12 protein-coding genes are annotated in these 11,515 nt (G+C 70.6%); 11 read left to right on the forward strand and 1 reads right to left on the reverse strand.

The window, feature by feature from the left end; all coding sequences use genetic code 11:
* Positions 1-27: 27 nt before the first annotated feature.
* The 9 genes from VNM44_RS07350 to VNM44_RS07390 all read left to right on the forward strand — a co-directional run bounded on the left by VNM44_RS07350 (position 28) and on the right by VNM44_RS07390 (position 9,069).
* Positions 28-1,263, forward strand: coding sequence for a dihydrolipoamide acetyltransferase family protein (locus VNM44_RS07350; RefSeq protein WP_325624346.1), 1,236 nt, complete (start codon positions 28-30; stop codon positions 1,261-1,263).
* Entirely contained in the window at positions 1,260-1,790 is a 531-nt protein-coding gene (locus VNM44_RS07355) for a GNAT family N-acetyltransferase (RefSeq protein WP_325624348.1), read from the forward strand. The genes VNM44_RS07350 and VNM44_RS07355 overlap by 4 nt, the downstream gene beginning before the upstream one ends.
* A complete protein-coding gene (gene lpdA / locus VNM44_RS07360; protein ID WP_325624350.1) occupies positions 1,787-3,190 on the forward strand; it encodes a dihydrolipoyl dehydrogenase in 1,404 nt (467 codons plus the stop codon). The genes VNM44_RS07355 and lpdA overlap by 4 nt, the downstream gene beginning before the upstream one ends.
* 9 nt (positions 3,191-3,199) lie before the next feature.
* On the forward strand, positions 3,200-3,481 hold the full coding sequence (locus VNM44_RS07365; RefSeq protein ID WP_325624353.1) for a hypothetical protein: 282 nt from the start codon (positions 3,200-3,202) through the stop codon (positions 3,479-3,481).
* A complete protein-coding gene (hisC, locus tag VNM44_RS07370; RefSeq protein ID WP_325624355.1) occupies positions 3,478-4,620 on the forward strand; it encodes a histidinol-phosphate transaminase in 1,143 nt (380 codons plus the stop codon). The genes VNM44_RS07365 and hisC overlap by 4 nt, the downstream gene beginning before the upstream one ends.
* Before the next feature lie 97 nt (positions 4,621-4,717).
* Entirely contained in the window at positions 4,718-6,655 is a 1,938-nt protein-coding gene (locus VNM44_RS07375) for an LCP family protein (RefSeq protein WP_325624358.1), read from the forward strand.
* A gap of 31 nt (positions 6,656-6,686) precedes the next feature.
* Positions 6,687-8,000, forward strand: coding sequence for a UDP-glucose/GDP-mannose dehydrogenase family protein (locus VNM44_RS07380; protein WP_325624362.1), 1,314 nt, complete (start codon positions 6,687-6,689; stop codon positions 7,998-8,000).
* Entirely contained in the window at positions 8,000-8,692 is a 693-nt protein-coding gene (locus VNM44_RS07385) for a nucleotidyltransferase family protein (RefSeq protein WP_325624364.1), read from the forward strand. Before VNM44_RS07380 ends, VNM44_RS07385 begins: the two co-directional genes overlap by 1 nt.
* Complete coding sequence (locus VNM44_RS07390) at positions 8,689-9,069, forward strand: cupin domain-containing protein (protein WP_325624366.1); 381 nt, start codon at positions 8,689-8,691, stop codon at positions 9,067-9,069. Before VNM44_RS07385 ends, VNM44_RS07390 begins: the two co-directional genes overlap by 4 nt.
* 32 nt (positions 9,070-9,101) lie before the next feature.
* Here the strand turns inward: VNM44_RS07390 and VNM44_RS07395 are convergent, their stop codons facing one another.
* A complete protein-coding gene (locus VNM44_RS07395) occupies positions 9,102-9,911 on the reverse strand; it encodes a M55 family metallopeptidase (RefSeq protein WP_325624369.1) in 810 nt (269 codons plus the stop codon).
* A gap of 55 nt (positions 9,912-9,966) precedes the next feature.
* Here VNM44_RS07395 and VNM44_RS07400 point away from each other — a divergent pair, with 55 nt between their 5' ends.
* Entirely contained in the window at positions 9,967-10,311 is a 345-nt protein-coding gene (locus VNM44_RS07400; RefSeq protein ID WP_325624372.1) for a MerR family transcriptional regulator, read from the forward strand.
* A 22-nt stretch (positions 10,312-10,333) separates the two neighbouring features.
* The coding region (gene ahcY, locus VNM44_RS07405; protein ID WP_325624376.1) for an adenosylhomocysteinase at positions 10,334-11,515 on the forward strand (1,182 nt) is incomplete at its 3' end.

The following is an 11,515-nucleotide window of genomic DNA, read 5'->3' on the forward strand; positions in this document are numbered from 1 at the left end:
CCTCGTCGACGACGTCGCCGTCAGCTGATGCCGACCGATCTCAAGCTGCCGCGGCTCGGCCAGGGCATGGAGTCAGGCGTGATCGTGCGCTGGCTGAAGTCCGAAGGAGACGCGGTGAAGAAGGGCGAACCGCTGTACGAGCTCGACACCGACAAGGTGACCCAGGAGGTCGAGGCGGAGGTGGACGGGAGGCTCGTCCAGATCGTCGTCCCCGAGGGCGAGATCGAGGTCGGCGCGACGGTCGCCGTCATCGAGAGCGACGGCGCGGCGGAACCGGCTCACGCCGCTTCCGCGAGAGAGAGCGTGGAGACCGGCGTTCCCGAGGAACCGGAGCCGGTCGCCGAGGTGAAGAGTCCGGGCGAGGAGCCAGCCGGCACTTCGAGTCCTCGGCCGCCCGAAGGGCGGGCGCAGGCTGCCCGCGTGAAGGCGTCGCCCCTCGCGCGCCGGATCGCGCGGGAGCGCGGTGTCGAGCTCGAGTCGTTGCAGGGAACGGGGCCGGAAGGGCGGATCCTCGCCGAGGACGTGGAGCGCGCGGCTGCTGCAGGCCCGCCCTCACCCGCGCCCGTCGCGATGCCTCAGGCGGAGGTCGAGGTCGTTCAGCTGTCGTCCGTTCGGAAGACGATCGCGCGGCGGCTCACCGAGGCATGGACGGCGCCTGTCTTCCAGCTCGGCATCTCGGCCGACATGAGCGAGGCGCTCGCGCTCCGCGAGAAGCTCGTCGAGCGGCTCGCCGAGGGCGACGTGAAGCCCACCGTCAACGACGTGCTCGTCAAGCTGAGCGCCGTGGCGCTCATGCGTCACGCGCCGGTCAACGCGACGTTCAGCGGCGAGGAGATCCAGCGTCATCCGAACGCGCATGTCGGGATCGCGGTTGCCGCGCCGCAGGGCCTCGTCGTGCCGGTGATCCGGGGCGCCGAGCGGCTGACCGTGCAGGAGATCGCGCGGGTGCGGGCGGATCTCGTCGGGCGGGCACGTGACAACAAGCTCAAGCTGCCCGATCTCGAGGGCGGCACGTTCACGATCTCGAACCTGGGGATGTTCGGCGTCGAGACGTTCACGGCCGTGCTCAACCCGCCGCAGGTGGCGATTCTCGCCGTCGGGGCCGTGAAGGACGAGGCCGTCGTCACGGACGGCGAGCTGGGCGTGGCGCCGATCGTCCGCCTGACGCTGACGTGCGACCACCGCGCGATCGACGGTGCCGACGGCGCCGAGTTTCTGCAGACGCTCGTCGCGCTCATCGAGCAGCCGACGCTCGCGCTGTGACGGGCGAGAGCGCGAAGATCGTCGTCCGGCGCGGCGGCGCCCAGGACGTGCGCTTCCTCCGGGACATGCTTCACCACGCCTACTACTGGAAGGAGCGCGCGCCCGACACCGGCCCGGGCCCTGTGGCGCTGTATGTCAAGGCGTGGGGCCGCCCGGGCGACACTGCCGTGATCGCGATCGACAAGGGCTTTCCCGTCGGAGCCGCGTGGTACCGGTTGTTCGACAACGACCGGCCGGGCTACGGGTTCGTCGACGAGCGGACGCCGGAGCTGGCGATCGCCGTCGTCCCGAACGCGCGCGGCAAGGGCGTCGGCACCGCGCTGCTGGAGGCGCTCCTGCGCGACGCCCGCGCGGCCGGCTACCCGACCATCTCGCTCAGCGTCGACCGCGCCAACGCCGGCGCGATCGAGCTCTACGGTCGCCACGGCTTCGAGCAGGTCGCGGAGGACGAGGACTCTGTCACGATGCTCGCGCAGCTCGACACCTCGACCTCGCAACCGACGAACGAAGGGACCGAAACCGCATGAACGTCGACGTCGCCGTCCTCGGAGGCGGCCCCGCCGGGTACACGGCCGCGATCCGGGCAACACAGCTGGGCGGCAAGGTCGCCTGCATCGAGGAGGCGCCCGCGCTGGGCGGGACATGCCTCCGCGTTGGCTGCATTCCCACGAAGGCCTGGGTGCAAAGTGCGCACGCCTACCACGACGCGCAGGAGACGTTCGCGAAGCTCGGCGTCGTCACGGCCGAGCCGACGCTCGAGTTCGGCACCGTCGCCTCCTGGAAGGACGCCGTCGTCGACCAGATGACCGGCGGCATCGCGTCGCTCTTCAAGGCGAACGGCGTCGAGTGGGTGAAGGGGAAGGGCACGTTCACCGGCCCCAACGCGATCGCTGTGGAGGGCGCGGAGGAGGTCACCTTCAAGAGCGCGATCATCGCGACCGGGTCGTTCCCGCTGCGCCCGCCGATCCCCGGCCTCGACTCGCCGCGCTGCGTCGACTCGACGGGGCTGCTCGGTCAGACTCAGGTGCCGGCACGGCTCGTCGTGCTCGGCGGCGGCATCATCGGCTGCGAGTTCGCCTCGATCTTCAACCGCTTCGGCACCGAGGTGACGATCATCGAGATGCTGCCGAATCTGATCCCCGGCGAGGACGCCGACGCCTCGAAGGAGCTCGAGAAGGCGTTCCGCAAGCGCGGGATCGCCCAGCACCTGTCGAAGCAGTGCACGCAGGTGGACGACCACGGGGAGCACCTCACCGTCCACTTCGGCGAGGGCGAGACCGTCGACTGCGACCTCATGCTCGTCTCGGTCGGCCGCGCGGCGCTCGTCGAGGGCCTCGGGCTCGAGGCCGCGGGGGTCACCTTCGATCGGACGCGGATCGCCACCGACGACCACCGCCGCACGAACGTCCCGCACATCTACGCGGCAGGCGACGTCGCGGGGTACTGGCAGCTGGCCCACACGGGCTTTCGCGAGGGCGAGGTCGCCGCGGAGAACGCGATGGGCCACGAGTCCAGGATCGGTGAGCCCGCGGTGCCGCGGCCGATCTACACCGACCCCGAGATCGCCGGCGTCGGCCTCACGGAGGCGCAGGCGCGCGAGCAGTACGGCGACGACGTGGTCGTCGGCCGCGCCCCGTGGGCGGCGATCGCGCGCGCGGTGATGTCGGGCGATACGACAGGCTGGGTGAAGACGATCCACGAGGCGAAGTACGGCGAGCTCCTCGGCGTCGTGATCGTCGGTACGCGTGCAACCGACCTGATCGGCGAGGCTGTCGTCGCGCTCGATGCGGAGTCGACGATCGAGACGGTGGGCGACGGCGTCGCGCCGCATCCGACGCTCGCGGAGGGGCTCAAGGAGGCGGCGCTCGTCGCGCTCGGTCGGCCGATCCACCTCGTCGCGAAGCGACGGAAGCGGGAGACGGAGTAGGCTCTCGTCATGCGCGACCGCAAGAGCGCACTCATGTGGGCCGTCGCCTGGTGGTTCGGCCGGCGCTGGCTGAAGCGCCGCGCGGCGATGGCCGTCGCCGGCGTCGCGACCGGTGCGGCCGCGCGGCGGGGCAAGATCCGGGCCGTGCTCGGCGGGCTCGCGCTCGTCGGTGCCCTCGCGGCGGGCTTCGTCGTCTGGCGGCGCCTCGCCGGCGGCGGCGAGCCCGAGTGGGTCGGCCCGGAGACGGTCGCGCCTTCCGTCGCGACCGTCCCGGACACCGTCCCGACGTGAGCCCGTCCGTCGAACCCCGGTCGGAGCTGATCCGCCCGGCGCTCGACGGCCTCGTCCCCTACGAGCCCGGCAAGCCGGTCGAGGTGGTGCAGCGCGAGCTCGGGCTCGACCACGTCGTCAAGCTAGCGTCGAACGAAGGGCCGTTCGGCCCCTTCCCTGTGGCGATCGAGGCGATCCGACGCGCGCTGCCCGAGTCGAACCGCTACCCCGACGGCGGCTGCTACCGCCTGCGCGAGACGCTCGCCGAGCGACACGGCGTCCGTTTCGAGGAGGTGATCGTCGCCGCGGGCGCCGATGCCGTGATCGGCTACGTCTGCCAGTCGACGCTCGATCCCGGCGACGAGATCGTCACGCCGTGGCCCTCGTTCCCGAGCTACGTGCTCGACCCGCTCAAGGCCGCTGCCGTCACGGTGCGCGTGCCGCTCGACGTCGGCAGGGTCGACGTCGACGCGCTCCTCGCCGCGGTGACGTCCCGGACGAAGCTCGCCTTCGTCCCGACGGTGAACAACCCGACCGGGACGATGACACGGCGCGAGGACCTGCTCCGCTTCCTCGACGCCGTGCCGGAGCACGTCCTCACAGTGATCGACGAGGCGTACTTCCAGTACGTCGAGGACCCGTCGTTCCCGGACGCGATCGAGGAGGCCGCGAAGCGCGGCCGCAACGTGCTTGCGCTCCGCACCTTCTCGAAGATCTTCGGCCTCGCAGGGCTCCGGATCGGGTACGGCGTCGGGCCTGCCGGAGTCGTCTCCGCGATGCGGAAGGTGCAGCGCGCGTTCGACGTGACGACGCCCGCGCAGGAGGCGGCGCTCGCGAGCCTCGACGACGATGCCGAGCTCGAGCGGCGGCGCGCAGTCAACCGCGACGCGATGGCGGCGCTCGAGGCGGTGCTCCGTGAGCACGGGTTCGACCCGATCTCGCCGGCAGTCGGGAACTTCCTCTTCGTCGACGTCGGCGAAGACGCTGCTGCGCTCTACCAGCGGCTCCTCCGCCGCGGCGTGATCGTGCGCCCGATGGGGTCGTTCGGCGCCCCGTCTGCGCTTCGAATCACCGCCGGCACGCCCGAGGAGATCGCGTTCCTCGCCGAACAGCTCGACGCGGTCCTGGTGCCCGAGGCCGGTCGGATCCCCGTGAGCTGAGCGCGGCGCGGGACCCGGGTTAGCGAAGGCGCAACACGAGGCCCGCCGGGGCGTGGGCTACCGTTCACGTCTCGGGCGCGCGGGCGCCCTCGTCCACATGCGAACCACGCTGAAGAGAGGAGTCGGCCGCGGCGCCACCCTGAACGGCAACGGCCGGGTCGCCGTCCCCCCGTCGCCTCTCGGGTCGGTCACCGTCTACCGCCAGCCGCCCCCGCCGCCGCGCAGCGGGCGGTCGCTCGCGTTCCAGATCCTCGGCTGGGCCGCACTCGTCCTGGCCGTGCTCGTCGGGGGCACGACGGGCGGCGCGTACCTGTACCTGCACGAGTCCGTGGCAGCGGTCGCGCCGAAGACCGCCGAGGTGAAGAAGGCGCTCGAGAAGCTCGACATCGCCCTGCCCGGCGAGCCCGCAACCGCCCTCATGATCGGCTACGACCATCGCGCCGACGAAGCGAAGAACACACCCTCGCGCTCGGACACGCTGATGCTCGTGCGCGCCGATCCCGGCGAGAAGACGATCTCGCTCCTCTCGTTCCCCCGCGACCTGAGCGTCGAGATCCACTGCCCCGGTCACACGCCGTTCGTCTCGAAGATCAACGCCGCGTATGCGACGTGCGGACCGACCGGCGCGGTCCAGACCGTCAGGGATCTCACGGGCGTCCCGATCAACTACATCGTGACCGTCAACTTCCGGGGCTTCCGGCAGCTCGTCGACAAGCTCGGCGGCGTGTGGCTCGACGTCGACCGTCGGTACTTCAACGACCACGGAGGGCCGACGGGCTACGCGAAGATCAACCTGCGCCCCGGCTACCAGCACATGAACGGCACGAAGGCGCTCGACTTCGTCCGCTTTCGCCATACCGACTCCGACGTGTACCGGACGGCGCGCCAGCAGCTCTTCGTCCGCGCGTTCAAGGATCAGATCGAGTCTGCGTTCTCCGTCACGAAGCTGCCGCAGGTGATCAAGGTCGTCACGTCCAACGTGGAGGTGGGGCAGGGGGGCGGCAAGGACGTGAGCGCGCGGACCGTGCTCCGGTATGCCCTGCTCGCGTACTCGCTGCCGGCGGGCCACACCTTCCAGGCGCGGATCGACGGGCTCTCCGGCCTGAACGATCTGACGACATCGCCCGAGAACATCCAGCGCGCCGTGCGCGAGTTCCGCAACCCGGACGTCGAGTCGCCGCGCAAGGCGACGGCGGTCGCGCTCGGCGAGAAGCTCAAGGAGCACGCCCCCGCGCCGCGGGAGACGAGCGTGCTCGTGCTGAACGGCAACGGCGTCGAGGGTGCCGCGTCCTCCGCGAGCTACCTCCTCTCGCAGAGGGGCTACCAGATGCTGGTGCCCGCCAACGGCCTGCGCGCCGACGCCCCGAGCTACGACTACTTCCGCACGCAGGTCTATTTCGACCCGCGCGTCAAGGGAGCGAAGCCCGCCGCGAAGAAGGTGGCCGCGCTGTTCGGCTCCGCCGACGTCGGAAAGCTCGTGCCGAAGATCCGCGCGCTCGGAAACGGCGCGATGCTCGTCGTCGTCCTGGGCCAGACGTTCCACGGGCGGCTTGCCTCGGCGCCGATCGACCAGACCCCGCAGCGCGAGCCCGCGAACGTCGTCTCGGGGGCGAGCGCAGCGGTCGATCTGCTGCGGCAGTACCGCAATGAGATCGACTTCCCGCTGATGGTGCCGACGAGGATCGAGCGCTCCTCGTGGGTCGACCGCGAGATGCCGATCCGCACCTACTGGATCGACCCCGAGAAGAAGCACCGCGCGGTCCGTCTGACATACCGGCTCGGCAACGAGTACTGGGGTGTGCAGATGACCGACTGGGCGGACGCGCCCGTTCTCTCCGGCCGCAACTTCGTGCGCAAGATCGGCGGCCGGCGCTACGAGCTCTACTACAACGGCCCACGGCTGCACATGGTGGTGCTCCAGACCGACGGCGCGACGTACTGGGTCGTCAACACGTTGCTCGACCGTCTTTCGAACGAGACGATGATCGCGATCGCGAAGGGGCTCCAGCCGCTCGCGAAGGTCGGCAAGTCGTAACGCCGCCGGCGCGACTATCGTCCGCGCGAGCATGAGCGACCAGGGGAAGCGCATCGCCGTCTTCGGGGCGGGCTACGTCGGGCTCGTCACCGGGGCATGCTTCGCCGAGCTCGGTCACACGGTCATGGTGCGCGATGTCGTCCCCGAGAGGATCGCGGCGCTCCGGCGCGGCGAGGTTCCGATCTACGAGCCGGGGCTCGACGAGCTGCTCGCCGGAAACCGCGACCGCATCGGCTTCACACTCGACGTCGCCGAGGCGATCGACGGCGCCGAGTTCGTCTACGTCGCGGTTGGCACGCCCCCGACCTTTTCGGGCGACGCCGACCTCTCCGCGGTCTGGACGGTGGTCGACGAGCTACCCGCGATCGACCGCAGGATCGTGATCGCGATGAAGAGCACCGTCCCGGTCGGGACCGGTGAAAAGGTTCGGCACCGCCTCGACCAGCGCGGGCTCGGCCACGTCGGCTACGTCTCCAACCCGGAGTTCACCGCCGAGGGCACTGCTGTCAAGGACTTCATGGAGCCCGACCGGATCGTGATCGGCGCGTTCGACGAGGCGGACGGTGACGCGGTCGAGGAGCTCCACCGCGGGATCGACGCGCCGGTCGTGCGCGCGGACGTCGCCTCCGCGGAGATGATCAAGCTCGCGGCGAATGCCGCGCTGATGACGCGCATCTCGTTCATCAACGAGATCGCGAACGTGTGCGAGGCAACGGGCGCGGACGTGGTGAAGGTCGCCGAGGGCATAGGCCACGACCGCCGCATCGGCAAGAGCTTCCTCCGCGCGGGGGTCGGCTTCGGCGGCTCGTGTTTTCCGAAAGACTCGCTCGCGCTCAAGCAGCTCGCGGCGAACTCCGGCTACCACTTCCAGGTGTTGAACGCCGTGATCGAGGTCAACGAGCTGCAGAAACGGCGTGTCATCGGAAAGCTCACGCAGATGCTCGGTTCGCTCCGCGGCAAGCGCGTGGCCCTCCTGGGGCTCGCGTTCAAGCCGAACACCGACGACACGCGCGAGGCTCCGGCGTTCGTGCTCGCCGGGCGACTCCTCGCCGAGGGCGCGGACGTCGTCGCCTGGGACCCGGTCGCACACGCGGACGGGCTGCACGGCGTCGAGCAGGTCGAGACCGTGGACGACGCCGTCCGGGGGGCGGACGCGGTCGTCCTCGTGACGGAGTGGCCGCAGCTCCGCGACGTCGACTGGCCGGCGGTCGCCGCGGCGATGCGGCGGCCGATCTTCGTCGACGGGCGCAACATGCTCGATCCCGATGCGATGCGCGCCGCCGGCTTTGCGTACGACGCGGTCGGCCGCGCCGCACCGCCGAACGGCTCGCCTGCGAACAGCTGATGGAGGCGATCGTCCTCGCGGGCGGCAAGGCGGAGCGGCTCGGCGACGCTGCGGGCGGGCTGCCGAAGTCGCTCGTTCCCGTCGGCGGACGGCCCCTCCTCGCCTGGCAGATCGGGCGGCTCGCGCAGGCGGGCGTCCGGCGGGTGATCGTGAGCTGCTTCGGTGGCGACGAGCAGGTCTTCCACGACCGTCTCGGCGACCTCGACGTCGAGCTCGTCTGCGCCGGCGAGCCCGAGCGGCTCGGCCGCGGCGGGGGAATCCGCTACGCCTCCGCGATGCGCGACGAGACGGGCGACGTGCTCGCGATGAACGGCGACGAGCTCGTCGACGTCGACTTCCCGGCACTTCTGGAGCGCCATCGCTCCACGGGCGCGGCGGCGACCGTGACCGTCGCGCAGCCGCCGTCGCAGTTCGGGCAGGTCGAGCTGACCGACGACGACGTCGTGACCGGCTTCCACGAGGTCTCGCGCGTCCCGTACTGGGTCAACTGCGGGATCTACGTCCTCTCCGAGGAGGCGCTTGCGCGCTTCCCCGAGCAGGGCGACCACGAGACGACCGCGTTCCCCGAGCTCGCGGCCGACGGCAAGCTGCGCGCCTTCCGGCACACGGGCGTCTGGCTGACGGTGAACACGCCGAAGGAGCTCCGTCGAGCCGACGAGTACGTCGCGGAGCACCCGGAGTGGCTCGGGTGAGCAGCCGGTACGGAGTTACGCCGCGCCGGGTCGACAAGCCGTGGGGCTGGGAGCTCGTCTGGGCCGAGGCCGACGCGTATGTCGGGAAGCTGCTCTTCGTGCGGGCGGGCCACTCCTTGAGCCTCCAGTACCACGAGGTGAAGGACGAGTCGTGGCTGGTCCAGGAGGGGAAGGCGTCGCTCGAGCTCGGTGAGGTCGACGGCCCGCTCGAGTCGACGGAGATCGGCCCGGGCGACGCGTTCCGCTACCGCCCCGGCACCGTGCACCGCGTGACCGCGATCGAGGACACGCTGATCGTCGAGGTCTCGACGCCGCATCTCGACGACGTCGTCCGCCTCGAGGACCGCTACGGCCGCGAGGGGACGAGCGCGCCCTAGAGGCCTGCGTGCCTCCAACCCGCATCAAGCCTCTAGAAGTAGAACGCCTTCCAGGCTTCCCACCACGTGTCGGCCGTGACCGAGATCGTGCGGTCGTCGACGCGCTCGACGCCGTGACGGAAGCGGAGCTTGTCGGCGGCGAGCGTGTGCTTGAACTCGACCCGGATCTCGCACGGGCTTCCCGGGCTCCACGGCGCGACGGCCCCGAGGTCGGAGAGCGCTCGTCTCGCGCCGTCCTCGATCAGCTCGCGCACGCGGAGCGGCGGGATCTGCCGGGCCGACGTCGCGCCGAGTCCTGTCTTCACCGCAACCGTCGTCAGGCCGTCGCCGAGCAACGCGCGTCCTTCGGCACAGGCCACGTCGTCGCCGGTGACGAGCAGCACGGGGCAGCCCCAGGTGCCGCAGAGCGCCGCGTGGATCCCCGTCTCACCGACGAGAGTGCCGTTGAACGAGAGGTTGAAGTAGTCCCTGCCCGACACGGTGTGATTCATCACCCCGTAGCGCAACCCGGCGCGCGCGTGCATGCCGACGAGGAGAGCCGCATCGCAGCCCTGCTCGAGGAACGCCGTGTACTCCGTCCAGTCCTCCTGCACGACGAACTCGCACGCGGGGTCGAGCAGGTCGGGAACGAGGGAGTTGAACGACCACTCCTCGCCGGCGCCGTGGCAGTCCATCACGACGATCTCCGTTGCGCCGGCCGCCTTCGCGCCGCGCACCGCGGCGTTGATCTCCTCCGTGTAAAGCCTGCGCCCCTCGTCGTAGAGGGGCTTGCCGCCCGCCGTCTGCGCTCCCTTGACGATCCCGGAGACGCCTTCCATGTCGCTGATCACGTGGACGCGCATCGCCGGCGGAGAGCGTACTGCCAGAGGTTGACAAGGTTGTGGTAAGGTCGCGCGCGTGACGTACACCGTCAGCCAGGCCGCGGGGCGCACCGGGTGGTCGCCGCGGATGCTCCGGTACCTCGAGTCCACGGGGCTCGTCGTCCCGGAACGGAGCCCGTCGGGCTACCGCCGCTACGGCGAGTCGGAGCTCGAGCTCCTGCGCGACCTGGCAGAGCTGCGCACCCGCTTCGACGTCGAGCTCGACGACGTCGCGTTCGTCGTCCGGCTCCGGCGCGAGCCGGAGCTCCGCGAGGCGGTCGAGCGCTGGCTGGCCGGCGCGACCGTCCCCGCGGAGGGGGCGAGCGAGGCCGACTGGATCGCCTGGGAGCAGCGAAAGCACGAACGGCTGCTCATAGCCTAGAAGGACAACGAGAGAGGAACACATGGCAACGACCATCAAGCACGACGTGAAGGATCTCGCGCTCGCGCCCGAGGGCGTGCGCCGGATCGAGTGGGCCGACCGGCAGATGCCGGTGCTCGCGGCCATCCGCGACCGCTTCGAGCGGGAGCAGCCTCTGGCCGGCTACCGCGTCTCCGCGTGCCTGCACGTGACCACGGAGACGGCGAACCTGATGCGCACGCTGAAGGCCGGCGGCGCGGAGGTCGTCCTCTGCGCCTCGAACCCGCTCTCGACGCAGGACGACGTCGCGGCGGCGCTCGTGGAGGAGTACGGCATCGGCACGTTCGCGATCAAGGGCGAGGACCACGACACGTACTACGCCCATCTCGAGGCAGCGATCGACCACCGGCCGCACGTGACGATGGACGACGGCGCGGACGTGATCGGGATCCTCCACTCGGCCCGTCGCGAGCAGCTCGGCGACGTGATCGCCGGCACGGAGGAGACGACGACCGGCGTCATCAGGCTCCGCGCGCTCGACCGGGACGGCAAGCTCGGGTTCCCGGTGATCGCCGTCAACGAGGCGAAGACGAAGCACCTCTTCGACAACCGCTACGGCACCGGGCAGTCGACGATCGACGGGATCATCCGCTCGACGAACGTCCTGCTCGCCGGGCGCTCGTTCGTCGTCGCCGGCTACGGCTGGTGCGGCCGCGGCGTCGCGATGCGGGCGAAGGGCCACGGCGCGCACGTGATCGTCACCGAGGTCGACGCGATGAAGGCGCTCGAGGCAGTGATGGACGGCTTCCAGGTGATGCCGATGGAGAAGGCCGCCGAGGTCGGCGACGTCTTCGTCACCGCCACCGGCGACAAGCACGTGATCGCCAGGGAGCACATCGACCGGCTCAAGGACGGCGCGATCCTCGCGAACACGGGCCACTTCAACGTCGAGATCGACATCCCGGCGCTTCGGTCGCTCGCGACCGAGACCCGTGAGGCGCGCGCGTTCGTCGAGGAGTTCACCCTCGCCGACGGTCGCAAGGTGTACCTCCTCGCGGAGGGCCGGCTCGTCAACCTCGCCGCCGCCGAGGGCCATCCCGCCCAGGTGATGGACATGTCGTTCGCGAACCAGGCGCTCGCCGCCGAGTTCGTGATCTCCAACGCGGCATCGCTCGAGCGGAAGGTCTACGACGTCCCGCAGGAGATCGACGACGAGATCGCGCGG

The sequence above is a fragment of the Gaiella sp. genome, assembly GCF_035558935.1.
Lineage (GTDB): Bacteria > Actinomycetota > Thermoleophilia > Gaiellales > Gaiellaceae > Gaiella.